General features: G+C 65.5%; 21 protein-coding genes. 10 read left to right on the forward strand and 11 right to left on the reverse strand.

All coding sequences use genetic code 11. The features are described from left to right. The first annotated feature begins 30 nt into the window (after positions 1 to 30). Positions 31 to 333 (forward strand): hypothetical protein, encoded by a 303-nt coding sequence (locus HDG33_RS22235; RefSeq protein ID WP_184033394.1) that lies wholly within the window; start codon positions 31 to 33, stop codon positions 331 to 333. Between the two features lie 22 nt (positions 334 to 355). Here HDG33_RS22235 and HDG33_RS22240 read toward each other — a convergent pair whose 3' ends face one another. After that, a complete protein-coding gene (locus HDG33_RS22240) occupies positions 356 to 1324 on the reverse strand; it encodes a LysR family transcriptional regulator (protein ID WP_184033396.1) in 969 nt (322 codons plus the stop codon). A 112-nt stretch (positions 1325 to 1436) separates the two neighbouring features. On the opposite strand from HDG33_RS22240, the gene HDG33_RS22245 reads away from it, so the two are divergent. Both HDG33_RS22245 and HDG33_RS22250 read left to right on the forward strand, forming a co-directional pair. Further along, positions 1437 to 2453 (forward strand): zinc-binding alcohol dehydrogenase family protein, encoded by a 1017-nt coding sequence (locus HDG33_RS22245; protein WP_184033398.1) that lies wholly within the window; start codon positions 1437 to 1439, stop codon positions 2451 to 2453. Positions 2454 to 2686: 233 nt separating this feature from the next. Next, a complete protein-coding gene (locus tag HDG33_RS22250; RefSeq protein WP_184033400.1) occupies positions 2687 to 3235 on the forward strand; it encodes a DUF6013 family protein in 549 nt (182 codons plus the stop codon). A gap of 69 nt (positions 3236 to 3304) precedes the next feature. On the opposite strand, the gene HDG33_RS22255 is transcribed toward HDG33_RS22250, so the two are convergent. Then, complete coding sequence (locus HDG33_RS22255; RefSeq protein WP_184033402.1) at positions 3305 to 4111, reverse strand: ABC transporter permease; 807 nt, start codon at positions 4109 to 4111, stop codon at positions 3305 to 3307. Then, positions 4108 to 4848 (reverse strand): ATP-binding cassette domain-containing protein, encoded by a 741-nt coding sequence (locus HDG33_RS22260; protein ID WP_184033411.1) that lies wholly within the window; start codon positions 4846 to 4848, stop codon positions 4108 to 4110. Before HDG33_RS22260 ends, HDG33_RS22255 begins: the two co-directional genes overlap by 4 nt. A 170-nt stretch (positions 4849 to 5018) precedes the next feature. On the opposite strand from HDG33_RS22260, the gene HDG33_RS22265 reads away from it, so the two are divergent. Further along, a complete protein-coding gene (locus HDG33_RS22265) occupies positions 5019 to 7502 on the forward strand; it encodes an AsmA family protein (RefSeq protein WP_184033413.1) in 2484 nt (827 codons plus the stop codon). Between the two features lie 134 nt (positions 7503 to 7636). Here the strand turns inward: HDG33_RS22265 and HDG33_RS22270 are convergent, their stop codons facing one another. After that, entirely contained in the window at positions 7637 to 8128 is a 492-nt protein-coding gene (locus tag HDG33_RS22270; protein WP_184033415.1) for a hypothetical protein, read from the reverse strand. A 68-nt stretch (positions 8129 to 8196) separates the two neighbouring features. On the opposite strand from HDG33_RS22270, the gene HDG33_RS22275 reads away from it, so the two are divergent. From HDG33_RS22275 to HDG33_RS22290, 4 genes are all read left to right on the forward strand, one after another. Then, entirely contained in the window at positions 8197 to 8484 is a 288-nt protein-coding gene (locus HDG33_RS22275) for a hypothetical protein (protein WP_184033418.1), read from the forward strand. A gap of 28 nt (positions 8485 to 8512) precedes the next feature. Then, positions 8513 to 10123: an ATP-binding protein gene (locus HDG33_RS22280; RefSeq protein ID WP_184033421.1), complete on the forward strand. Its 1611-nt coding sequence runs from the start codon at positions 8513 to 8515 to the stop codon at positions 10121 to 10123. 80 nt (positions 10124 to 10203) lie between these two features. Beyond that, entirely contained in the window at positions 10204 to 10695 is a 492-nt protein-coding gene (locus tag HDG33_RS22285; protein WP_184033424.1) for a response regulator, read from the forward strand. A 59-nt stretch (positions 10696 to 10754) separates the two neighbouring features. Then, positions 10755 to 12728 carry a response regulator gene (locus HDG33_RS22290; RefSeq protein ID WP_184033427.1) on the forward strand — a complete coding sequence of 658 codons (1974 nt, stop codon included), beginning with the start codon at positions 10755 to 10757 and terminating at the stop codon, positions 12726 to 12728. A gap of 123 nt (positions 12729 to 12851) precedes the next feature. Here the strand turns inward: HDG33_RS22290 and mscL are convergent, their stop codons facing one another. The 4 genes from mscL to mfd all read right to left on the reverse strand — a co-directional run bounded on the left by mscL (position 12852) and on the right by mfd (position 19405). Next, positions 12852 to 13298, reverse strand: coding sequence for a large conductance mechanosensitive channel protein MscL (mscL, locus tag HDG33_RS22295; protein ID WP_184033430.1), 447 nt, complete (start codon positions 13296 to 13298; stop codon positions 12852 to 12854). Positions 13299 to 13397: 99 nt separating this feature from the next. Then, complete coding sequence (locus HDG33_RS22300; RefSeq protein ID WP_090804696.1) at positions 13398 to 14432, reverse strand: threonine/serine dehydratase; 1035 nt, start codon at positions 14430 to 14432, stop codon at positions 13398 to 13400. Positions 14433 to 14521: 89 nt separating this feature from the next. Beyond that, on the reverse strand, positions 14522 to 15754 hold the full coding sequence (gene argE, locus HDG33_RS22305; protein ID WP_184033433.1) for an acetylornithine deacetylase: 1233 nt from the start codon (positions 15752 to 15754) through the stop codon (positions 14522 to 14524). Between the two features lie 171 nt (positions 15755 to 15925). Beyond that, positions 15926 to 19405, reverse strand: coding sequence for a transcription-repair coupling factor (gene mfd / locus HDG33_RS22310; RefSeq protein WP_184033435.1), 3480 nt, complete (start codon positions 19403 to 19405; stop codon positions 15926 to 15928). A 121-nt stretch (positions 19406 to 19526) separates the two neighbouring features. Between mfd and ispD the strand changes: the two genes are divergently transcribed. Beyond that, positions 19527 to 20240: a 2-C-methyl-D-erythritol 4-phosphate cytidylyltransferase gene (gene ispD / locus HDG33_RS22315; RefSeq protein ID WP_184033437.1), complete on the forward strand. Its 714-nt coding sequence runs from the start codon at positions 19527 to 19529 to the stop codon at positions 20238 to 20240. An 82-nt stretch (positions 20241 to 20322) separates the two neighbouring features. Next, on the forward strand, positions 20323 to 20802 hold the full coding sequence (gene ispF, locus HDG33_RS22320; RefSeq protein WP_018432029.1) for a 2-C-methyl-D-erythritol 2,4-cyclodiphosphate synthase: 480 nt from the start codon (positions 20323 to 20325) through the stop codon (positions 20800 to 20802). A 34-nt stretch (positions 20803 to 20836) separates the two neighbouring features. On the opposite strand, the gene HDG33_RS22325 is transcribed toward ispF, so the two are convergent. The 3 genes from HDG33_RS22325 to ompR all read right to left on the reverse strand — a co-directional run bounded on the left by HDG33_RS22325 (position 20837) and on the right by ompR (position 23589). Next, entirely contained in the window at positions 20837 to 21385 is a 549-nt protein-coding gene (locus tag HDG33_RS22325) for a peroxiredoxin (protein ID WP_184033439.1), read from the reverse strand. A 76-nt stretch (positions 21386 to 21461) separates the two neighbouring features. Next, positions 21462 to 22811: an ATP-binding protein gene (locus HDG33_RS22330; RefSeq protein WP_184033441.1), complete on the reverse strand. Its 1350-nt coding sequence runs from the start codon at positions 22809 to 22811 to the stop codon at positions 21462 to 21464. Between the two features lie 43 nt (positions 22812 to 22854). Further along, positions 22855 to 23589, reverse strand: a complete 735-nt coding sequence (ompR, locus tag HDG33_RS22335; RefSeq protein WP_006048917.1) for a two-component system response regulator OmpR — start codon at positions 23587 to 23589, stop codon at positions 22855 to 22857. Positions 23590 to 23629: the final 40 nt, after the last annotated feature.

Below are 23629 nucleotides of genomic sequence, written 5' to 3' on the forward strand. Positions count from 1 at the left end.
CGCGAACGCGCTTCGCGAAGGAGCAATGCAATGAAGACCCTGCCGCAATCCACCGATGGCGACCCGCAAGCCGACCCGCACGCGAACAAGGATCCGAAGTCGTTGCAGGAAGCCGCGGCGCCGCTGCCGCATGAAGCCGACCAGCATCCCGAGTCACAGCACGAGGACGAGCCGCGCCATGTCGGCAAGCAGGCGCATGACGACATCGAGCATGGGCAGCAGGATACCGACCGCCGCGGCGGCGGCGAGTATCAGCAACGCACGCAGAACGACGCGCATGCCGATGTGAACTCGGATCGCAAGCAGGGCGGCGCAAAGGTCGGCAAGCGCTGACGCGGCGTACCGGGCATCGCACCTACGCGCCCGCCAGGCCAACCGGCTCGCGATCCCAGTACGGCGGATCGCCAAAATGCGCGGCGACGAAGTCGATGAAGGCGAGCATCTTCGGCGGCACGAACGCGCGGCTTGGGTACACGGCCCAGATCGCGACGTCGTCCGCGAGAGGATAGCTGTCGAGCACGCTGACGAGTTTGCCGCTGCGCAGATAGGGCGCCACGTCCCATGTCGATTTCAGCGCGATGCCGAAGCCCGCGAGCAGCGCATCGCGAATCACCTCGCCGTTGTCGGTGACGAGGCGGCCGCTCACGCGCACGTCGAGCGGGCCGGCGGGCGTCACGAAGCGCCAGTCGCGCTGCTCCGACAGGATGATGCACTCGTGCCGCGCGAGATCCGACGGATGATGCGGCGTGCCGCGCGCGGCCAGATAGGCGGGGGCCGCGCACAGCACGCGGCGGTTGACCGCGAGCCGCCGCGCGACCAGCGACGAATCCTTCAGCACGCCGACGCGAATCGCGACATCGATTCCCGCGTCGACCAGATCGACCACCTGATCGGTCAGGCGCAGATCGACGCTGACCCCCGGATAGCGGCGCAGAAACTCGCTGATCACCGGCGACACATGCTGACGCCCGAACGACGACGGCATCGACACGCGCAGCCGTCCCTGCGGCTGGGCCTGCGCGCGGCCGACCGATGCGCGCGCTGCGGCGGCCGCGTCGAGCAGCGCCTCGGCGCGCGTCATGAACACTTCACCGTCCTGGGTGAGGCTGATGCGGCGCGTGGTCCGATGCAACAAACGCGCGCCGAGGATCCTTTCGAGTTGTGCGATCCGCGCGCTCGCGACCGCCGCCGACAAACCGAACTCGCGCCCGGCCGCCGACACGTTGGCGAGCAGCGCGGCACGCACGAACAACGCGACGTCGAGCAGATCGAGCCGTTCGCGTTCGCTGGGCACGGGCCGGCCGGCCGGGCTTGAATCGTCCATTATTCTGAAAAACCAAAAAATGTTTCAGTGATTATGACTGTTTTATCAGAATAAGAACCATCCTACGATACGAGTCATGCGTGCACATCAACCGAACCCACAAGGAGCAGCCATGAAAGCCGTCGGACTCTACCGTTATCTGCCCATCGATCACGCCGAAGCGCTCGTCGACGTCGAGATCCCGAAACCCGAAGCGACCGGCCGCGATCTGCTGGTCAAGGTCGAAGCCATTTCCGTGAACCCGGTCGACACCAAGGTGCGCGCGCCGAAAGACACGCTCGAGAAGACGCCGCGCGTGCTCGGCTGGGATGCGGCAGGCACCGTCGTCGCGGCCGGGCCCGAGGTCACGCTGTTCAAGGTCGGCGATCCGGTGTTCTATGCTGGCAGCATTACCCGGCCGGGCGCCAACAGCGAATTTCATCTGGTGGACGAACGGATCGTCGGGCACAAGCCGGCGTCGCTCGATTTCACGCACGCGGCCGCGCTGCCACTGACCGCGATCACTGCGTGGGAAGCATTGTTCGATCGCCTCGGCGTATCGCCGCAGGGCGCCGACGCAGGCCGTACGGTGATGATTTTCGGCGGGGCGGGCGGGGTCGGCTCGATCGGCATCCAGCTCGCGAAGCAGCTCGGCAAGCTGCAGGTGATCGCGACCGCGTCGCGGCCCGAATCGGCGAAATGGGCACGGGCGCTGGGCGCGGATCACGTCGTCGATCATTTCGGCGATGTGCCCGCGCAGATGAAGGAGATCGGCATCGAGCAGGTCGACTACGTGCTGATCTTCAACGACACCGACCGTAATTTCCCAGCCGCCGCGCAACTGATCAAGCCGCAAGGCGGCGTCTGCACGATCGTCGAGAACAGCGCCGCCGTGCCCGTCGAATTGCTGAAGGCGAAGAGCGCCGCGTTTCACTGGGAGTTCATGTTCACCCGCTCGATGTTCGGCACGACCGACATGATCGAGCAGCACAAGCTGCTGACCGAGGTCGCGCGGCTCGTCGATGCCGGCACGTTGCGCACGACGCTCGGCCAGGACCTCGGCCGCATCAACGCGGAGAATCTGCGTCGCGCGCATGGGTTGCTCGAAGCAGGACGCGTGATCGGCAAGCTGGTGCTGACCGGCTTTTGAGATGAAATCGACGCGCAGAGAGCGCGTCGCCGCAAGCGGGTTAACACCCGGGCCGACACGACACGCGTGGCAGCGCGCTTGGCGTTAGACTGACGACGCAGCATGCCAAAACGGTTGCGTGTCTTGCGGCGAGGCAAGCCGGTATGAACCGGCCGGCCCTCGGCAGTGCGTGAACAGTGCACAGGCAGTCGCGTCGACGCGAGCGCGCAGCGGCACAACAAGGAGGTGACAGTATGAGCTTCAGCTTCAAACTCTCCGCCGTTTCCGTTGTCGCTTCTCTCGCCTGCGCGCTCGTGCCGGCTGCTCGCGCAGCCACGCCGATCACGGTGACCAACAAGGCCGCGCTCGACGGTCCGATCCGCTACACCGTTCGCGTCACGTCGAAACAGTTCGGCAATTCCCAGGAGACCCGCACGATCCGCTCGGGCGAATCGGACGACTTCACGTGGAAGACCGTGCCGCCCGGCGGTCCGGTGGCCGCGACGGACGCATGCCCGGACTATGCGTCGCTGCCGGTCGACGAGAATGGCGCGATGATCCGTCAGACGCAGATCCGCTTCGCGCCGGTGGTGTCGAGCGACGGCACCGCGGCCGTACAGCTGAGCTTCCAGGCGCAGACGCCGCATGGCGTGAAAACCGTGACGAGCGGCGGCAAGACGCTCAAGTGTCCGAACGATGTGCGCGTGAGTCAGATCGTGCGTTTCACCATGCCGGTCAACGGCACGACGAAAACGCTGACGCTGACCGACGGCACGCAGATCGCCGTCACCGCGAAGCGTTGAAGGTTCGAGCGTGCGGCGTGATGGCCGCGTGCGCGACCGTAGCACGCGCTAGCGCGTCATCCTTGTGCGTCATCCTTTGCGTGTCTCACGCTCGACGAGCCGCGTCGGCAAGAACTGATGCTCGGCCGAAAAGAGCCGCCGGTACGTGAGCAGCACCGCGCCCACGGTCCCCAGCGCCGACGCCGCCGCGATCAGAAACATGATGACGATCTGATAGCGCACCGCCTGCAATGGCGACTGCCCGGCCAGCACCTGACCGGTCATCATGCCCGGCAAACTGACAACGCCGACCACCGCCATCTGGTTCAACGTCGGCATCATGCCCGCGCGCACCGCCTGGCGCGCCGGCGCCTGCGCGGCCTCCCAGCGTGTCGCGCCGAGCGCGAGCGCCATGTCGACGCGGTCGCGCCGCGCGGTCAGCTCCTCGGTCATCCGCTCGATGCCGAGCGACACACCGGTCAGCGTGTTGCCGAGGATCATGCCGAGAATCGGAATCGCATATTGCGGCGCGTACCACGGATGGATGCGGATCACGACGAACAGTCCCACCGCGGCCACGAGCCACGAGCTGACCCAGATCGACAGCACGCTGTCGGCGCGTTGTCCGGCATAGGTGTGGCTGCCGCGCTGCGCGCCGGCGAAACCGGCGATCAGCGTCATCACGATCATCAGCGGCAGCACGACGTACCAGCGAGCGAAACTGAACACCCAGCCGAGCACATAGCCGATCGCGAGCAACTGGACCACGGTGCGCACCGCCGCCCATGCGAGCTTGCGCTCGAGATCGAGCTTCAGCGCGACCGACACCGCGCCATTCACGACGATCAGCAGCGTCGCGATCGCGACGTCCCACAAGCTCAGATTCTGCAGGCTCATTGGCGGGGCTCCCGACGCTGGTCCGCGGGAGCGCGTTGGTCCGCATCGCGCCGCACAGAAGTGTGTTCGGCCAGTACGCCGGCGCGCATCGTCAGATGCCGTTCGCTCATGCGTGCCGCCTGCTCGACATCGTGTGACACCCACATCGATGCGTGAGCGCCCGGCGCGGCATCGAACCACGCCTGCACGAGCGCTTCGATCGCGCGCGACGACGCCGGATCGAGCGATGCGGTCGGCTCGTCGAGCAACAGCACTTCGGGCGCGAGTTGCAGCACGCGGATCAGCGCGGCGATCTGCGCTTCGCCACCCGATAATTCGCTTGCGCGCTTGCCGAGAAAGTCCTCGCCGCGGCCGGCCTGCATCGCAAGCCTGGCCGCGCGCGTGCGATCGAAGCGCGCGTCGCGATATGCCCGCAGCTCAAACGGATAGCGCAGATTGTCTTCGACGCTGCCGTCGATCAGCGCGGGCCGCTGCCGGATATACGCGATTGCGCGCCGGTAGCGCGGAATCCGCGCACGCTCGAGCGGCGCGCCATGCCACAGGATGCGCCCCGCATCGACCGGATCGAGCAGCGCGAGCGCGCGCAGAAACACGCTCTTGCCGGAGCCGGACGGTCCGGTAATCGCGACGCGCTCGCCGGCGCGCAGGGCGAAGGTGGTCGGCTGCAACAGCGTCTGGCCGCGCTGCGCATCGCGCCGCACGATGCCGTCGGCGAGGACGAAGGGAACATCGGTCATGGTTGGAACGCCGTGGGGAGGGTGTGCCGGTGGGGCTGTCGGCAAAGCGTGCGCCATGATAAAACGACGAGGCGCAACAGCGCACGACCGACGCGGCGATTCATGCTCGCGCGCCAGGTACGATAACTGCTGCACGGTGCACAACGTAGAACAATACGCGGAGCTTTTCAATGGCAGTGTCGAGCGGCATCGGACGACGGGTCGGAAAAATCTTTGCATGGCTGCTGGCGGCGCTCGTGATCCTGATCGTCGCGCTCGTCGTCTTCATCCTGAGCTTCGACTGGAACCGCGCGCGGCCTTACATCGACGACAAGGTCAGCCAGGCGATCGGCCGGCCGTTCGCGATCAACGGCGACCTGAAGGTGGGCTGGCGTCATGCGGTCGGCGAGACCGGCTGGCGCGGCTGGGTGCCTTGGCCGCGCTTTTCGGCGGCCAACATCACGATCGGCAATCCCGACTGGACCAAACAGCCGCAGTTCGCGACGCTCGACGAAATCGACTTCGAGGTCGAGGTGCTGCCGCTGCTCGCGCACGACATCGTGATTCCGGCGATCAACCTCGTGAATCCGTCGGTCGATCTGGAACGTCTTGTCGACGGGCGCAATAACTGGACCTTCAAGCTGCCGTCGTCGGGCGGACCCACCGAGTGGAAGCTCGTTCTGCACGATATCGCGTTCGCGAAGGGCAACATCGCGCTGTCGGATCAGCAGAAGAAGGTCGAGGTGCAGATGGTCGTCGATACGCTCGGGCAGCCGATCCCGATCGGCGACGCGCTGAAGCAGCAGGAAGCGGCCTCGCGCGGCGCGTCGGTGCAGGCGGTCGGCCGCGCGGGCGCGAGCAAGCTCGCCGCCCAGGCCGAGGCGCAAGCCGCGTCGGAGGCGAAGGCGGCTTCCGCAGCGGCGGCTTATGAAGCGGCGGCGCAGGCGTCGGGCGCATCGGGCGCGTCCGCAACGTCGGGCGTGGCCGCGGTTTCCGGCGTGCTCGCGACGAGCGGCGCCGCCGCACCAGCCGAAACCACCAGCGGGAGCGGCAGCCCGGCCGCGGCTGTCTCGGGGGCGAGCGGCACCGCACCTGGCGCCAGGCGCGCGACGCCGCTTTATGCGATCGGCTGGACCGTCAAGGGCACCTACAACCGCACGCCGGTGTCGGGCAGCGGCAAGCTCGGCGGCGTGCTCGCGCTGCAAGACGCGAACCGGCCGTTCCCGGTGCAGGCCGATGTCAAAGCCGGCGATCTGCATATCGCCTTCGTCGGCACGCTCACCGATCCGGCGCATCTCGGGGCGCTCGATCTGCGTCTCTGGCTGCAGGGCAACAGCATGGCGCGCCTATATTTGCTGACCGGTGTGACCTTGCCCGAGACCCCCCCGTACGCGACCGAGGGTCATCTGATCGGTCAGTTCAAATCGAGCGGCAACGTGTTCACGTATGAAAACTTCACAGGCCGGGTCGGCGGCAGCGACTTGAACGGTTCGTTGACCTATACTGCGCGCGAGCCACGTCCGCTGCTGCGGGGCGAACTCGAGTCGCATCTGTTGCAGTTCTCGGATCTCGCGCCGGTGATCGGCGCCGATTCGAACGCGAGCAAGGCGAGGCGCGGCGATGCGGCCGCGCAGCCGGGCAACCGCGCGCTGCCGGTCGAGGAGTTCCGCACCGAGCGCTGGAAGGCGATCGACGCCGACGTCAAGTTCACCGGCCGGCGCATCATCAAGAACTCGAACCTGCCGATCACGGATCTGTACACGCACGTCGTGATGACCGACGGCGTGCTGTCGCTCGTGCCGCTGAAGTTCGGCGTCGCGGGCGGCTCGCTCGCGTCGGACATTCATCTCGATGGCAGCGCGGCGCCGCTGAAGGGCCGCTTCGCGATGTCGGCGCGGCACGTCAAGCTGAAGCAATTATTCCCGAGCTTCAAGACGATGCAGAACGCGCTCGGCGAGATCAACGGCGATGCGTCGTTGTCCGCGACCGGTAATTCGCCGGCGGCGCTCGCGGCGACTTCGAACGGCGAGTTGAAGGCGCTCGTGACCGACGGCACCGTGAGCCGTCTGCTGATGGAGGCGGCCGGGCTCAACGTCGCGAACGTCGTCTATGAAAAGCTGTTCGGCACTAGCGACGTGAAGATCAATTGCGCGGCCGCCGATTTCGTCGCGACCGACGGCGTGCTCGAAGCGCGCGTGTTCGCGCTCGACACCGGCGACGCGGTGATCAACATCGACGGTCACGTGAATCTGCGCGACGAGACGATGGACCTGGGCGTGCATCCGCATACGAAGGGCTTCCGGGTTTTTTCGCTGCGCTCGCCTCTGTACGTGAAGGGCACCTTCAAGGATCCGCACGTCGGCGTCAATGCGGCCGCGCTCGCGTTGCGCGGCGGCGCGGCGGTCGGGCTCGGGCTGATCAATCCGTTCGCGGCGCTGATCCCGCTGCTCGCGCCGAGCAACAACAAGCCGCTGCCGTGCGCGCAATTGCTCGCGCAAGTGCGGCAAATGCCGAAGGCGCCGCCGCCGGGCGTCAAGCAACAGCCGAAGGCGCCGATATCGCTCGAGGGCGCGCCGGTCAACAAGTCTTCGGGCGGCGCGTCGTCGCCAGCCGCGGTGGATCGTAAGCCCGCGACGCAGTCGCCGGCGAGCGCGGCCGAATACAAGGGCAGCTGAGGCGCGGCGAGCGCGTCGATGAAACGGCATGATGCCGCGTGAGGAGCTGCGCGCGGTTGCCGTCGAGCCAGGGTTTCGATGAAGCGAAGAGAACGACCTGTCAGCAGCCCTGAACTTCAGGGCGCCCGATTGGCCTATCTGAGCGAACGTGGTGTTGCATCGCCCGACGCATCCTGGCGACGCACGCCGCGCCGGGTACCGATTCGTGTCGCGCCGAACTCCGTCAGAATCTTGCCGCGCGCACGGCTCGCGAACACGAGGAAGCCGAAGCCGTCGGCCTCGTACCAGTAGCCGCCGTTCTCGAGACCATCGAGTGGCTGCTCCAGCGCGTTGGTAATGGATTCGAGGCAGCGCCGCCGCAATTCGGCTGGTGCGGGGTAGGGCGGCTGTGCGCCGCGCACGCTGCATAGAAGCACGTCGAGTCCGGGCAGCACGTGTGCATAGAGCACCGGTTCGTCCTGCGCGCGAGCCCGCGCAATCTTGGTGTCGAGTTGACCGAACGGCTTGAAATGCCGCAGAACCGCGAGGAACGACTCGTCGCCGTCCACCTTCGCGCGTCTACGCTTTTTCGGGAAGGACATAAAAATTCGCCTGAAAAAGAATTGCAAGAATCGCTGCGTCCTCATGCGACCACTCCCGGCTTTCGCGCGCCGCACGTCGATGTTTTATAGCATACGACAAGGCCGGATTCACGATGATTCGACGCTACCGCATCGCCCCACCGCCTCCCGCACGAATCATGCCGAACCGCCTCGCCGCGCGCATTCGCATCCCAGCACACCTTGTCTCCATCATAGACGCAGGCGGCGCGGAAAAAACATCCCATCCCAATAAAAAAGTCATCTTTGTGTGGTCGAGCGCTTGCTGGCGCGTCGTTGATATATCTCTGATTCACGTCGATAATGGCCCGTCCAGCCGCGCGGCGCCCGCCTTGCAGGGCGCGACGGGTGCGCGCGAGCCCGCCGTTCGAGTGACAGCCTGAACCACAGCCTGAACGCCCTGACGGAACCATGAAACTATTCACCAAAGGTCTGCTGCTGATCGCGATACCGAGCGTGGTCGAACTCGCGCTGCTCGGGGTCGTCTTCGATACCCAGGAGCGGACCGCGCAGGCCGCGCGATGGGTCGACAACAGCAAGCAGATCCTTTACGAGTCGTCGGCCATCGTCGATCCGCTGCTGCGTCAGGCCGCGCGCGTGCGCACGGCGATGGTGACGGGCAGCGCCTCGCTGATCGACCGCCATGCGGTGTGGGTCGACCTGAATGACCGGCTCGCGAAGCTCGATGCGCTCGTCGCCGAAACGCCGGCTCAGGCCGAGCGCGTGCGCAGCATGCGGCGCGCGATCGACGCGTATCGCGAACAGAGTGTCGCGATCTCGCAGGCGTTGCACGAGGGGCGCAGTCTACGCCCCTATATCGCGCTCGAAACCGGCGAGTTGCCGGAGCAGATCGCCGTGTTCCGCGACGAGTTGGCCCAGTTCGGCGCGGCGGCGTCGGAGCTCGACGTCGAGCGCTCGAGCGCGCTCCGCGAGCGGCGCGAGCTTCAGCAGCGCGCGCTGATCGCCGCGGTGTTCGGCTCGATGTTGATCTGGGCGGTCACCGCCTTCGTGTTCGCGCGCGGCATCGGCCAACGCCTCGAAGTGCTGACCGATAACGCCGAGCGGCTCGGCAGCGGCCGGCCGCTCGCGGCGCCGTTGTCGGGCAGCGACGAAATCGCCGCGCTCGACACGGTGCTGCATCAGACCGATGCGCGTCTGCGCGAGGCGGAAGCCGGGCAGGAGGCGCTGAAGACGGAACTCGAAGCACGCGCGCGCGAACTGGCGGCCGTCAATGAGGAATTGCGCCAGGAAACGCAGGACAACGAGATGTTCATCTACAGCGTGTCGCACGATCTGCGCTCGCCCCTCGTCAATCTGCAGGGGTTTTCGAAAGAGCTGCACATGTCGTGCGACGAACTCGACGTGCTCGTCGGACAGGCTCGTCTGTCGGAGAACGAAGCACGGCGCATGACGCAGATCCTCGATGGCGACGTGCGCGAGTCGTTGCACTATTTGCGCACTGCGGTCGCGCGCGCGGCGGCGATCATCGAGGCGCTGTTGCGCATCTCGCGCGCGGGACGGCTCGAATATCAGTGGCAGCGGGTCAGCGTCGAGCGCGCGGTGGCGCGAGTCGTCGATGGGCTGCAAGGCACGATCGACCACCGCGTCGCGAGCGTCACGGTGCGCGAGCTGCCGCCCGCATGGGGCGATCCCGCGGCGGTCGAGCAGATCTTCGGCAACCTGATCGGCAATGCGCTGACTTTCCTCGATCCGGCGCGCCGCGGGCGCATCGAGGTCGGCGCGCTCGCGCCCGAACCCGTCGACGAAAGTGAGCCGCGCGCGGTCCGTATGCGCACCTATTACGTCCGCGATAATGGGCTCGGCATTCCGGCCGTGTATCTGTCGAAGGTGTTTCGCGCGTTCCAGCGTCTGCACGGGGACGTTGCAAGCGGTGAGGGGATCGGCCTCGCGGTGGTGCGGCGCGCGGTCGAGCGGCACGGCGGGCGCGTCTGGGTCGAATCGGCCGAAGGCGCCGGATCGACCTTTTTCGTGGTGCTGCCCGAGCAGCCGGCGCGCCTCTGAGCGCGGCGCACGCCGGCGCGGGCCCTGCCGCTGCCCTTCTCCCGGCGGCATGGATGACGAATCGTTGGCACGGAGAGCCTATGAATCACGCGCAAGCGGTCAGCATCGTTCTGATCGAAGACGACGACGGCCACGCGACGCTCGTCGAGAGGAATCTGCGCCGCGCCGGCATTTCGAACGGCTTCGTGCGCTTTCGCGACGGCCAGCAGGCGCTCGATTACTTCTTCGGCCCCGCGGCCGCTGAGCCGTTGACCGACGCCGACGGCCATCCCTATCCGCCGCGCGAGAATCTGGCGAATTTCGTCGTGCTGCTCGATCTGAAGATGCCGCGCGTCGACGGCTTCGAGGTGTTGCGACGTCTGAAGGAAGCCCCCGAGACCGCCGCCGTACCCGTGATCGTGCTGACCACGACCGACGATCCGCGCGAAATCGCGCGCTGCTACGAACTCGGTTGCAACGTCTATCTCTGCAAGCCGGTCGAATACGATGCGTTCGTCGAGGCCGTGTGTCGGCTCGGCTTTTTCCTGCAAGTGGTCAAACTGCCGCCGGGGCATCGGCTCGCGCCGCCCTGAAGCTGTCCGAAAGCCGTTCATGACAAGATGAGCACCGTACCGAGCCGGAGAGCACCTGCATGATCGAAGAAGTGTCCACGCCGCACGCCGCCTATGTGCTCGTCGTCGATGACGACGAGGGCATCTTGCGGCTCGCGCGCAAGTCGCTCGAACGCGCCGGCTGCCGGGTGACGATCTGCGCCGGCGTCGAGGCGGCCCGCGAGCGGCTGGCGAGCCGCGCCCCCGATCTGCTCGTGCTCGATTATCAGCTGAGCGGACCGGAGACCGGGCTCGATTTCTTCCGGCGTCTGCGCGCGGAGGGCGTGCGCATTCCGGCGATCCTCGTGACCGGCTTCACCGACGAGTCGCGCGTGATCGAAGCGCTGCGCGCGGGCGTGTCCGACGTGGTGCCGAAGTCCGGCGACTATCTCGACTATCTGCCAGAGGCCGTGGAGCGCGTGTTGTCGCAGGTGCGGCTGCAACGCGCGTCCGACGAAGCGCTACTGCTGCGCGATCGCGAGCTGCATTACCGCACGCTGTCGGAGACGTTGCCGCATCTCGTGCTGACCTGCGACGCGGCCGGCGATTGCGACTTCCTGTCGAAACAGTGGTACGACTACACCGGCTTGTCCGAACATGGCTCGCATGGTCTCGCGTGGCTCGACGCCGTGCATCCCGACGATCGCGAGCAGATCCGGCAAAGCTGGCTGAAGGCCGTCGCGAGCCGCAGCGGCGACTATCGGCACGAGATGCGGATTCGCCGCCACGACGGCGAGTACCGCTGGTTCGACGTGCGCGTGGTCGCGATGCGCGATGCCGATGGCAACGTCAGCAAATGGTTCGGTAGCTGCACCGACATCCACTCGCAGCGCGAGGCGATCGAGGAGCGCGAGCGACTGCTCGAGTCCGAGCAGGCCGCGCGCCAGGCGGCCGAAGAAGCGAATCGCGCGAAGGACCGTTTTCTCGCGATGCTGTCGCACGAATTGCGCACACCGCTTACGCCGGTGCTCGCGGGCGCGAGCGTGCTCGAGATGATCCCGGAACTGCCGGAGCAGGCGCGTGCGAGCGTGCGCATGATCCGCCGCAACGTCGAACTGGAGGCGCGGCTGATCGACGATCTGCTCGATCTGACGCGCGTCGCGAACGGCAAGCTGCGGCTGTCGCTGGAGACCGTCGACGTACACGACGTGATCGACAGCGTGCTCGAACTCTTTCGCAGCGAAATCCAGGTCAAGCAGCAGGACGTGCATGTCGAGAAGCACGCGACGCATCACTACGTGCTCGCCGATCGCGCGCGGCTGCAACAGATGCTGTGGAACCTGATTCGCAATGCCGCGAAGTTCACGCCGGACGGCGGCCATATCTATGTGCGCACACGCGACGAACGCATGCAGGTGCAGATCTCGGTCGAAGACACCGGCATCGGCATCGAGCCGGAGCAGATCGGCAAGCTGTTCAATGCGTTCGAGCAGGGCGACCAAAGCATGACGCGGCAGTTCGGCGGCCTGGGTCTCGGTCTCGCGATCACGAAGGCTTTGACGGACGTGCACGGCGGCACTGTGACCGCGCAGAGTCCTGGTCCGCATTGCGGCGCGACCTTCACGATCACGCTGCCGACCGCCGCCGCGCCGGCCCCCGCGCCGCCGGTCATCGTGCCGAGCAACGTGCAGCCGGCGAGTTCGCTGTCCGTGCTGCTGATCGAGGACCATGCCGACACCGCCGACGTGATGGCCCAATTGATGCGCGGCTTGGGTCATCAGGTGATGGTGGTCGGGCGCGTCGACGATGCGCTTGCCGCGACGCAGTTGCACAGGTTCGATCTGGTTGTCAGCGATGTCGGATTGCCAGATGGCACCGGTCTCGATTTCGTCAAGGCGTTTCGCGAACATTCCGACGTGCCAGCCGTCGCGCTGACCGGCTTCGGCACCGACGAGGACGTGCGCCGCTGTTTGAGCGCGGGCTTTACATCGCATCTGACGAAGCCTGTCAATTTCGGCCAGCTCGAAGCGATGATCGAAAGCGCGGCGCAATTGAAGGCGCAAAAGGAAGGGTAAGGCTCGATAAAGCGCAGCGCGCTGAAAGCAGCGTGAAAACACAAAGGCCTGTCGCGACGCCGATCGCAACAGGCCTTTTAATTTCACTGGCTCAGGCCGTCCAACCCGAGCTTGATTCGACGATTAACGCTGCGGGTTCTTCAGCGAATCGCGGATCTCGCGCAGCAGCAGCACGTCTTCCGGCGGCGGCGGCGGCTCCGCCGGTGCGGCTTGCGGCTCCTTGCGCAGTTTGTTGATGAACTTGACCATCAGAAAGATGATGAACGCGAGAATGATGAAGTTGATCGTCGCGGTAATGAACGAACCGTAACCGAACACCGCCACGCCACCCGTCTGCAGGTCTTTATATGATTCGGGGTTGCCTTTGTAAGTGGCCGGAATATGGCCGAGGCGAACGAACAGGTTGGAGAAATCGAGGCCGCCGGTAGCGACCCCGACAACCGGCATGATCAGGTCTTTAACCACGGAATTGACAATGGTGGAAAACGCGCCGCCGATAATCACACCGACCGCCAGATCCATCACGTTGCCTTTGAGGGCAAATTCTTTAAATTCCTGGATCATGCTCATACCTACACCTCCCTGATGTGAATAGCCGAATCATACCAACCTGAAGCGGATAGGCTAGTGCTTTAGCCGCAAGGCAACAAGCGCATCTGCCGCGCGTCGCTAATGAGGAAACTGTGACTCGCTATGGCGCGCGCGCTCCAGATGCGCGGCAAAACTGACCGGGTCGATATTGGCGCCGCATAGCAGCACGCCCACGCGTTTGCCCTGCAACTGTTCGCGCAGCGGTCCGAGCAATCCGGCCGTGGCGGCCGCACAAGCCGGCTCGACCGCGAGCTTCAGCTGATTGAACAGGATCAGCATCGCCTCGCGCAACTGGTCGTCGGACACGGTGACGATCCGATCGACATGGCGGCGGCACAGCTCGTAGCTGTATTGCTCGGTATGCGGCGACATCAGCGAATCGGCGATGCTGTGCATGTGGCCCATTCTGACCGTATGGTTGGCGGCAAAACTCTTGCTCATCACGTCCGAGCCTTCGGGTTCGACGCCGTACACGTGCACGTTCGGATTCGCGAGCCGCAGCGCGGTGGAGACCCCGGCCGCGAGTCCGCCACCGCCGATCGGCACGATCACCGCTTCGAGGTCGGGCGTTTGCGTGGCCCATTCGTAGCCGAGCGTCGCCGAGCCGAGCACCGTGCGATAGCCGTTGAACGGATGCACGAAATAGCGGCCTTCCTCGGCCTCGACGCGGCGCACCAGTTCGAACGCTTCGGCGAGATCTTCCGCATAGACGATGTCGGCGCCGTACTCGCGGCACAACGCGACGCGGGCCGGATTCGCTGCGCTGAACAGCACGACCTTAGCGCTGACGCCGAGCCGCATCGCCGCATAGGCGACCGCCACCGCGTGATTGCCGCCCGACACGCAGGTGACACCGGCGCTCTTCTGCGCGTCGTCGAGCGCGAGCAGGTTCGTGAAGGCGCCGCGTGCCTTGAAGCTGCCGCCCGCCTGCAGCAGCTCGAACTTGAAATTGACGACGGTGCCGCGCAGCGACGAGAAGTCGAGCCGGTCGAACACCGGCGTGCGCGCGACCCAGGGCGTCAACGCGAAGTGCTGCGCGGCGATGTCGTCGAGCGTGGGGATCGGCTCACCGTCGATCGTGTGATCCGTGTGCTGCGGCATGGCGCTGGACATGGCGGTCGCTCCGGAGTCGTCGATGTCGCTGAGGCCCGTGGCTCGGCGCGCAGTTTCACTGCGGCTGCGCGCCGCTGCAACGAAACGGGCTAAGCGGCCTCGACCGACATGCTGTGGATGAACTTGCGCAAGAAGCGCTCGCACGCGACGAGCTGCTCGAGCTCGACGAATTCGTTCGCCTTATGCGCCTGCTGGATGTCGCCGGGGCCGCAGACGATGCTCGGAATCCCCGCGTTCGAAAACAGGCCGGCCTCGGTGCCGTATGCGACCTTGCGCTTGTCCTGGTCGGCCGTCAGCGCGCGGACGAGCTGCGTGATCGCGGCCTGTTCGGACGAATCGAGTCCGGGCGCCGCGGCGATCTTAGTGATCTCGATCGCGGCCGAGGGATGCTCGCGCAGCATTTTCGGCAGCAGCGTTTCGCGCGCGTAGCTGTCGATGCGCGCGAAGATCTGCTCGGGATCGAGCGTCGGCAGATTGCGGAACTCGAACTGGAACTGGCATTCGGCCGGCACCGTGTTGATTGCGTTGCCGCCCGTGATCGTGCTGGTCTGCGCGGTGCTGAACGGCACGTCGTACAGTTCGTCGAAGGGGCCTTGCGCGCGGAACTGGTCGGCCATGTCGCGGATGTAGCAGATCAGGCGGGCCGCGTACTCGATCGCGTTCAAGCCCTTCGGCGTCAGCGACGAATGCGCGGCCTGGCCGCGTACGCAGCACTGATACGCGTTGATGCCCTTATGCGCGATGATCGGGCGCATGCTGGTCGGCTCGCCGACGATGCAGCCGTCCGGCTTCACGCCGCGCTTCATCAGATCGGCGATCAGAAGTGGCGCGCCCACGCAGCCCACTTCCTCGTCGAACGACAGCGCGAAGTGGATCGGCTTCGCGAGCTTCGTGCGCTGCATGTCCGGCACGAGCGCGAGCGCCACGCCGATGAAGCCCTTCATGTCGCAGGTGCCGCGGCCATAGAGCTTGTCACCGCGAATCTCCGGCTTGAACGGATCGCTGTCCCATTGCTGGCCGTCCACCGGCACGACGTCGGTGTGGCCCGACAGCACGACGCCGCCGTTCGTTTCGCCGTCGTGCGCGGGAATGGTCGCGAACAGGTTCGCCCATTTGCCGCCCTTGCCGTGCGTCAGCGTCGCGTCGATACCGACCGCGCGCAGTTCGTCGCGCACGGTTTCGATCAGGCCGAGGTTTGGATTGCGGCTCACCGTGTCCATCGACACGAGACGGGTGACCCAGGGCAGAGATATCGGAGAAGCGGGGGACGTGGAGGAGGCGGACGACTGCAACGATTGCGCTGTTTCAGCGACGTGAGACATGACATGACTCCAGCGTTTTGTGTCTATCGATCATATCCCAAATTGCATTTTCGTAAGGATGTCCAAAAAGCCGGGCTCGCGTTGGCGCAGCGCAGCATCGATGCAAAAAAACGGGGGACGTCCCCCCGTTTTCTGCGGTTTTCACGAGCCTGTGCGCGCAGCGTGCCGCGCTCAGCGAGCAGGCGCCGCCGCCGTGCCGCGGCTCGGCGAACCGAGCGCGCGCAAGGTCTCCTTGACGGTCGCGACGCGCACCGCGAGATCCGGGCTGCGCGTTTCGATACGCAGCTTGTCCTGACCCGCGAGCTTGATGTGCTTGTGCTTCTGCACCATCTCGATGATCCGCATCGCGTCGACGGGCGGATTGGGGATGAACTGCAGGCCGATCACCGCTTCACCGGCATCGATCTTCGAAATGCCGAGCGGCTTCGCGGCGAGCCGCAGTCGATGCGTCTCCACCAGCGCATGCGCCTGCGGCGGCAGCTTGCCGAAGCGGTCGATCAGCTCTTCCTGGATGCCGTCGATCGAATCGTTGTGTTCGCAGTTCGCGAGGCGCTTGTACAGCGACAGACGTTCCTGCACGTCGCCGCAATAGTCCGACGGCAAGATCGCCGGCGAATGCAGGTTGATCTCGGTGGTCGCTGCGAGCGGCGCGGTGAGGTCTGGCTCCTTGCCGTTCCTGAGCGCCCTCACTGCGTCGTTGAGCATGTCGGTATAAAGCTGGAAGCCAATCTCGTGAATCTCGCCCGACTGCTTGTCACCGAGCACCTCGCCGGTGCCGCGAATTTCGAGGTCGTGCATCGCGAGATAGAAGCCCGAGCCGAGTTCCTCCATCTGCTGGATCGCTTCGAGCCGCCGTTGCGCCTGCTTGGTGAGCCCCTGCGGATCGTGCACGAGCAGATACGAGTACGCCTGGTGATGCGAGCGGCCGACGCGGCCACGCAGCTGATGCAATTGCGCGAGGCCGAACTTGTCGGAGCGGTGGATCAGGATCGTGTTCGCGCTCGGCACGTCGATGCCGGTTTCGATGATCGTCGTGCACAGCAGCACGTTCGCGCGTTGCGCGACGAAGTCGCGCATCACCCGCTCCAGTTCCCGCTCGTGCATCTGTCCATGCGCGACCGCGATGCGCGCTTCGGGCACCAGCTCTTCAAGCATCTGCCGGCGATTCTGGATCGTCTCGACTTCGTTGTGCAGGAAGTAGACCTGGCCGCCGCGCTTCAACTCGCGCAGCATTGCTTCGCGAATCACGCTGTCTTCCTCGCGCCGCACGAAGGTCTTGATCGCGAGGCGCTTTTGCGGCGCCGTTGCGATCACCGAAAAATCGCGCAGGCCTTCGAGCGCCATGCCGAGCGTACGGGGGATCGGTGTCGCGGTCAGCGTCAGCACGTCGACTTCCGCGCGCAGCGCCTTCAGCGCCTCCTTCTGACGCACGCCGAAGCGGTGCTCCTCGTCGATGACCACGAGCCCGAGCCGTTTGAACTGCACATCGGACGACAGCAGCTTGTGCGTGCCGATCACGATGTCGACCGCGCCTTCGTTGATCTGCCGGATCGCCGCGTTCACTTCCTTGGTCGACTTGAAGCGCGACAGCTCGGCGATGCGCACCGGCCAGTCGGAGAAGCGGTCGCTGAAGGTTTGCGTGTGCTGCTCGGCGAGCAGCGTGGTCGGCGACAGCAGCGCGACCTGCTTGCCGCCCATCACCGCGATGAACGCCGCGCGCAATGCGACCTCGGTCTTGCCGAAGCCGACGTCGCCGCATACGAGCCGGTCCATCGGCTTGCCGCTCGTCATGTCGCCGATCACGGCCGCGATCGCGGCGGCCTGGTCCGGCGTTTCCTCGAAACCGAAGCTCTCGGCGAACTTCACGTAGTCCTTCGGTTCGAGCGCGAACGCGTGGCCCTCGCGGGCGGCACGGCGGGCGTACAGGTTGAGCAGCTCGGCGGCGGTGTCGCGGATCTGCTGCGCGGCCTTGCGCTTGGCCTTTTCCCACTGGCCCGAGCCGAGCGAATGCAGCGGCGCGCTTTCCGGATCGGCGCCGCTATAGCGCGAGATCACGTGCAGTTGCGCGACCGGCACGTAGAGCTTGCTGTCGCCCGCGTATTCGAGGTGCAGGAACTCGGTTTCGCCTTCGCCGAGATCCATCGTCACGAGACCCATGTAGCGGCCGATACCGTGCTGCGAATGCACGACCGGGTCGCCGAGCTTCAGCTCGGACAGATCGCGCACCATCGAATCGACGTTGCTCGCCTGTTCCTGGCGGCGGCGTCCCGAGCGGCGCGCGAGCGGCCCGTACAGCTCGGTTTCGGTGATGATCGCGATGCCGTCGCCCGGCAGCGCGAAGCCGTTCGCGAGCGGCGCGACACCGAGCGAGAAACGCGCGTCGCTCTTGAGCCAGTCGGCGAAGCTGTCGGCCGAGGCGGGCTTCAACTGGTTGTCGGCGAGCAGTTGCAGCAGCGTCTCGCGGCGGCCCGCCGATTCGGCGGCGAACAGCACGCGGTTCGGCGTCGTGCTCAGATACGCGCGCAGCGCCGAGACGGGATCGTCGGCGTGACGATCGATCGCGAGGTTCGGCAGCGCGATCGACCAGGCGCCGTCGCCGTTGGTGGGCAGCACGAGCCGTGCGAACGGTTTCGCGAACGTGAAGAAATCCTCGTCCGACAGGAACAGCTTCTGCGGTTCGAGAATCGGCCGGTCGCGGTCGTGCGACAGGAAATTGAAGCGCTGCTTCGTGTCGTTGGTGAAGCGCCGGATCGCCGCGTCCAGATCGCCGACGAAGGCGAGTTGCGAACCGTCGGGCAGGTAATGGAAGAGGGTGGCCGTCTCCTCGAAGAACAGCGGCAGATAGTATTCGATACCCGCCGACGGCACGCCGTTGCCGATGTCTTTATAGATCGACGCGCGGCTCGGATCGCCCTCGAAGGTCTCGCGCCAGCGGCTGCGGAATGCGGTGCGCGCGGCTTCGTCGAACGGGAACTCGCGGCCTGGCAGGAGGCGCACGTCCTTGACCGGATAGAGGCTGCGCTGCGTATCGGGGTCGAACGCGCGGATCGAGTCGACCTGGTCGTCGAACAGGTCGATCCGGTAAGGCAACGGGGAGCCCATCGGGAACAGATCGAGCAGCGAGCCGCGCACGCAGTATTCGCCGGGACGCACCACCTGGCTCACGTGCTCGTAGCCGGCGAGCGTCAGCTGCGCCTTCAGCTTCGCCTCGTCGAGCCGCTCGCCTTGCGAGAACGAGAACGTGTAGGCGGCCAGAAACGATGCAGGCGGCATCCGGTACAAGGCCGTCGTGGCCGGCACGAGCAGGATGTCGCAGCGGCCTTCGCCGAGGTCGTGCAGCGTCGCGAGACGCTCGGAGACGAGGTCCTGGTGCGGCGAAAACGTGTCGTAAGGCAGCGTCTCCCAGTCGGGCAGGAGGCGCACGCGCGCGTCCGGCGCGAAGAAGCCGATTTCCTGCGACAGCCGCTGCGCGTCGACCGCGCTTTCGCAGACCACCGCAAGCAGCGGCATCTTCTCGCGATACGCGAGATGGTAGCGGGCGATCAGCAGCGCGTCGGACGAACCGCGCGTGCCGTCGAAGGCGAAACGCTGGCCGGCCTTGACGAGCGCGACGGGCGGGGAGGACTGCGAGGATGCGGCGATGTCTGGCATAAAGGAGAGAAAGGGCGGCTCGGGGCTCACGCGACGGCCAAGTTTACGCGTGTACGGGCGTGGATGCGAAGGACCTATTATAAAATCCGTCCTTTACTTTGACCTGGCGGCATCCGCACTCGTGACTTCCCGTCTCTTTGCCCTGATCCCGTGCGCAGGCACCGGCAGCCGTTCCGGCGCCGCGATGCCCAAGCAATACCGCACTGTCGCCGGCCGCGACATGCTGCATTACTCGCTCGCCGCGTTCGACGCGTGCAGCGAATTCACGCAGACGCTCGTCGTCATCGCGCCCGACGACCAGCACTTCGACGCCCGCCGCTTCGGCAATCTGCGCTTCGCGGTGCGTCGCGTGGGCGGCGCGTCGCGCCAGGCGTCGGTGCTCAACGGTCTGCACGCGCTCGCCGAGTTCGGCGCCCACGACGACGACTGGGTGCTCGTGCACGACGCGGCGCGGCCGGGCATCACGCCGGCGCTGATCCGCACGCTGATCGGTTCGCTCAAGGACGATGCGGTCGGCGGCATCATGGCGTTGCCGGTCGCCGATACCTTGAAGCGTATCGACCGCGGGTCGGCCGATGGCCGCATCGCCCATACCGAAGCGCGTGACGGCTTGTGGCAGGCGCAGACGCCGCAGATGTTCCGCATCGGCATGCTGCGCGAGGCGATCCTGCGCGCGCAGGCCGACGGCCACGATCTGACCGACGAGGCGAGCGCGATCGAATGGTCGGGCCACGCGCCGAAGCTCGTGCAAGGCAGCCTGCGTAACTTCAAGGTCACGTATCCGGAAGATTTCGATCTGGCCGAGGCGATTCTGAGCCGCCCCGCCGGTTCGTGAAACCGCGCCTGGGCACATTGGAAAGATTTAGAAAGGCTTTAAAGAAGCTTTAAAAGCTTCAGCATTTGAGGACGTGACGCACATGGATTTCAGAATTGGGCAGGGCTACGACGTGCATGCGCTGGTGCCGGGACGCGCGTTGATCATCGGCGGCGTAACGATTCCGTACGAGCGCGGGCTGCTCGGTCACTCGGACGCGGATGTGCTGCTGCACGCGATCACCGACGCGCTGTTCGGCGCGGCCGCGTTGGGCGATATCGGCCGCCACTTCTCCGATACCGACGCGAAGTTCGCCGGCGCCGACAGCCGCGTGCTGCTGCGCGAATGCGTGGCGCGCGTGAAGGCGGCCGGCTTTGCGATCGGCAACGTCGACAGCAGCGTGATCGCGCAGGCGCCGAAGCTCGCACCGCATATCGAAGGGATGCGCGCCAATATCGCGGCGGACCTCGGTCTGCCGATCGAGCGCGTGAACGTCAAGGCGAAGACGAACGAGAAGCTCGGTTATCTCGGCCGCGGCGAGGGCATTGAGGCGCAGGCCGCGGTGTTGTTGGTCAGGAGCTGAACGGGATTCCTGTTTGGGTGACGGGCGGTGCCGCTTACAGCGTCGCGCCGCCAATCGTCCGATTGCTCGGACACAGCTCGTCCGTTTGCAGGCCGTCGAGGATGCGCAGCACTTCTTCGGGATTACGGCCCACGTACAGATTGTTGACCGACACGTGCTGGATCGTGTTGTCCGGATCGACGATATAGGTCGCGCGCAGCGCGACGCCCGCTTCCTTGTCGCGCACGCCGAGCTGGTCGATCAGCTCGCCTTTCACGTCGCCGAACGAGTAGTGGTTGAGCCTGTCGAGCTCCTTGTACTCGCGGCGCCACGCGAGCTTCACGTATTCATTGTCGACGCTGCCGCCGAGCAGCACGGCCTCGCGGTCCTCGAACTCCTTGACGAGCTTGCTGAATTCGACGATTTCCGTCGGGCAGACCAACGAAAAATCCTTCGGATAGAAGTAAATGATTTTCCATTTGCCTCGGAACGACTGCTCGGTGATGTATTCGAACGCCGAGACGCCGTGTTCTTCGTGATGATTGAAGCCCGGCTTGGCAGCAATGACGGTGAACGCTTCGAGTTTATCGCCAACGGTTTTCATGCAAAGGCTCCTTCGGAAGTCGCAACAAGCGGCGTGTTTCGAATGGCGACGGCGCGCGGTGCCGCGCGTCGTCGGCTCACGCGCTTCTCGCGAGCGGAAACTCGATCGTCACTTCAAGCCCGGGTCCGGGCGAGCGGTTGCGCAGCCGCAGCGCGCCGCGATAACGGGCGACGAGCCGCTGCACGATCGCCATGCCGAGGCCCGTGCCGTTGGCCTGGGTGCGCGCCGAATTCACACGATAGAACGGCCGCGTGACGAGCGCGAGCTGGTCTTCGGGAATGCCGGGGCCTTCGTCGACCACCGAGAGTTCGACTCGCGAGTGCGACACGCGCGTTTCGAGAATTACGTGCGGCACACCGTCGCCGTCGCTGAGGCCATATTTGCGCGCGTTCTCGAGCAGATTGCCGACCACGCGACGCATGTCGGTTTCATCGGCCTCGATCACCGCCGACGGAGCGAGCCGCGTGATCAGCCGCATGCTGTCCTCGCTTTGCATGCGTGCGGCGAGTTCGCTCGCGATCACCGAGAGGTCCACCGGTTCCGGCACACGCTGAACGGGACGCGCGTAGTCGAGGAAGCGGCCGATGATCATGTCCATCTGCTCGATGTCGTCGACCATCGCGTCCTTGGTGGCCTGATCGGAAGGGCTCATTTCGGTCTCGAGCCGCAGCCGTGCGAGCGGCGTGCGCAGATCGTGCGAGATGCCCGCGAGCATCAGCGCGCGGTCCGCCTCGAGCTGTTCGAGGTCGCGCACCATCTGGTTGAAGCTTCGATTGGTTTCGGCAGCCACACCCATGCCGCGCTCGGGCAGCGGCTCGGGCGATTGCCCCGAGCCGACCCGGCGCGCGGCCATCGCCAGACGCGCGAACGGCCGGTTTACCAGACTCGTGATGAACGCCGCGCCGAACAGCGACAGCGCGAGCGCGAACACGCCCCAGCCGGCCCATTGCAGGCCGGTGGCGTTGTCGAGCTGATCGCGGTCGAGCGCGACCCAGTAATCGTCGTCGTCGATCTTGAAGCTGATCCATACGCCGTTGATATCGTTGACGCTCTGCGCGATTATGGTGTCGTCGCCGAGACGGCCGCGGATGTCGTGCTCGATCAGGCGATTCAACGATTCGTCGGGCTGGAGTTTGTATTTGTCGGTGGCTTCGCGCGGGTACACGCGCACCCCTTCGTTGCTCTCCAGATCCTGCAGCAGCGCGCGCCGCAGGTCGGGATCGGAATAGAGGAGTGCGGTGCGCGTGAGCTTGACGATCGCGACGAGTTGCAGAGCCACGCGCTGCGCGCGCGGCTCCCGTTCGATCACGCGAAAGCTCTGGAACCACGCGGCGAGACTGACTGCGATCAACAGCGCGATCAGCAGAAAGGTCCGCCAGAAAAGGCCGCCGAACGCGAGCGTCAGGAGGCGCCGGTCGATCCGCATGGGCCCTTCTTATGTGACACAGAAACGAAAACGGAGCACAAACTCAGGCTGCACCGTCGGGGATGAAGACGTAGCCGAGGCCCCACACGGTCTGAATGAAGCGCGGGCTGCCCGGATCCGGCTCGATCAGCTTGCGCAGACGCGAGATCTGCACGTCGAGGCTGCGGTCGAAGACCTCGTATTCGCGGCCGCGTGCGAGTTCCATCAGCTTTTCGCGCGACAGCGGCTGACGCGGATGACGCGCGAATACCTTCAGCACCGAGAACTCACCGGTGGTGAGCGGAATTTCCTGGCCGGCCTTGGTCAGCGTGCGGGTGGCGAGATTCAGCGCGAACTCGCCGAACTCGAAGACCTCGGTGGTCTCGGACGGCGCACCCGGCAATTCGGACGGCGACTGGCGACGCAGCACCGCGTGAATGCGCGCGACCAGTTCGCGCGGATTGAACGGCTTGGGCAGATAGTCGTCGGCACCCATCTCGAGGCCGACGATGCGATCGACATCCTCACCCTTGGCCGTCAGCATGATGATCGGCGTGCGGTCGTTGCTGCCGCGCAGTCGCCGGCAGATCGACAGGCCGTCCTCACCGGGCAGCATCAGATCGAGCACCAGCAGATCGAAGCGCTCGCGCACCCAGAGCTTGTTCATTGACGGCGCATTTTCGGCGACGTAGACGTTGAAGCCTTGTTCGCCGAGGTAGCGGCGCAGAAGATCGCGCAGGCGTGGATCGTCGTCGACGACGAGGATTTTCGAAGGGTTTTTGGTTTCCATGGTCGGCATCTTAGCGCGATTAGAAAGTGGTGCGCGGTTACACCATTTC

The sequence above is a fragment of the Paraburkholderia sp. Cpub6 genome (assembly GCF_014201065.1).
GTDB classification, from domain to species: Bacteria; Pseudomonadota; Gammaproteobacteria; order Burkholderiales; family Burkholderiaceae; genus Paraburkholderia; species Paraburkholderia tuberum.

Coding starts and splice junctions, on each gene's coding strand:
- HDG33_RS22280 (WP_184033421.1), top strand. CDS start 8,513: ATGAAACTATTCACCAAAGGTCTGCTGCTGATCGCGATACCGAGCGTG.
- HDG33_RS22270 (WP_184033415.1), bottom strand. CDS start 8,128: ATGAGGACGCAGCGATTCTTGCAATTCTTTTTCAGGCGAATTTTTATG.
- ompR (WP_006048917.1), bottom strand. CDS start 23,589: ATGCCGACCATGGAAACCAAAAACCCTTCGAAAATCCTCGTCGTCGAC.
- HDG33_RS22285 (WP_184033424.1), top strand. CDS start 10,204: ATGAATCACGCGCAAGCGGTCAGCATCGTTCTGATCGAAGACGACGAC.
- argE (WP_184033433.1), bottom strand. CDS start 15,754: ATGTCTCACGTCGCTGAAACAGCGCAATCGTTGCAGTCGTCCGCCTCC.
- HDG33_RS22255 (WP_184033402.1), bottom strand. CDS start 4,111: ATGAGCCTGCAGAATCTGAGCTTGTGGGACGTCGCGATCGCGACGCTG.
- HDG33_RS22330 (WP_184033441.1), bottom strand. CDS start 22,811: ATGCGGATCGACCGGCGCCTCCTGACGCTCGCGTTCGGCGGCCTTTTC.
- HDG33_RS22290 (WP_184033427.1), top strand. CDS start 10,755: ATGATCGAAGAAGTGTCCACGCCGCACGCCGCCTATGTGCTCGTCGTC.
- HDG33_RS22240 (WP_184033396.1), bottom strand. CDS start 1,324: ATGGACGATTCAAGCCCGGCCGGCCGGCCCGTGCCCAGCGAACGCGAA.
- HDG33_RS22325 (WP_184033439.1), bottom strand. CDS start 21,385: ATGAAAACCGTTGGCGATAAACTCGAAGCGTTCACCGTCATTGCTGCC.
- ispF (WP_018432029.1), top strand. CDS start 20,323: ATGGATTTCAGAATTGGGCAGGGCTACGACGTGCATGCGCTGGTGCCG.
- HDG33_RS22275 (WP_184033418.1), top strand. CDS start 8,197: ATGATTCGACGCTACCGCATCGCCCCACCGCCTCCCGCACGAATCATG.
- mfd (WP_184033435.1), bottom strand. CDS start 19,405: ATGCCAGACATCGCCGCATCCTCGCAGTCCTCCCCGCCCGTCGCGCTC.
- HDG33_RS22235 (WP_184033394.1), top strand. CDS start 31: ATGAAGACCCTGCCGCAATCCACCGATGGCGACCCGCAAGCCGACCCG.
- HDG33_RS22250 (WP_184033400.1), top strand. CDS start 2,687: ATGAGCTTCAGCTTCAAACTCTCCGCCGTTTCCGTTGTCGCTTCTCTC.
- HDG33_RS22265 (WP_184033413.1), top strand. CDS start 5,019: ATGGCAGTGTCGAGCGGCATCGGACGACGGGTCGGAAAAATCTTTGCA.
- mscL (WP_184033430.1), bottom strand. CDS start 13,298: ATGAGCATGATCCAGGAATTTAAAGAATTTGCCCTCAAAGGCAACGTG.
- HDG33_RS22260 (WP_184033411.1), bottom strand. CDS start 4,848: ATGACCGATGTTCCCTTCGTCCTCGCCGACGGCATCGTGCGGCGCGAT.
- HDG33_RS22245 (WP_184033398.1), top strand. CDS start 1,437: ATGAAAGCCGTCGGACTCTACCGTTATCTGCCCATCGATCACGCCGAA.
- HDG33_RS22300 (WP_090804696.1), bottom strand. CDS start 14,432: ATGTCCAGCGCCATGCCGCAGCACACGGATCACACGATCGACGGTGAG.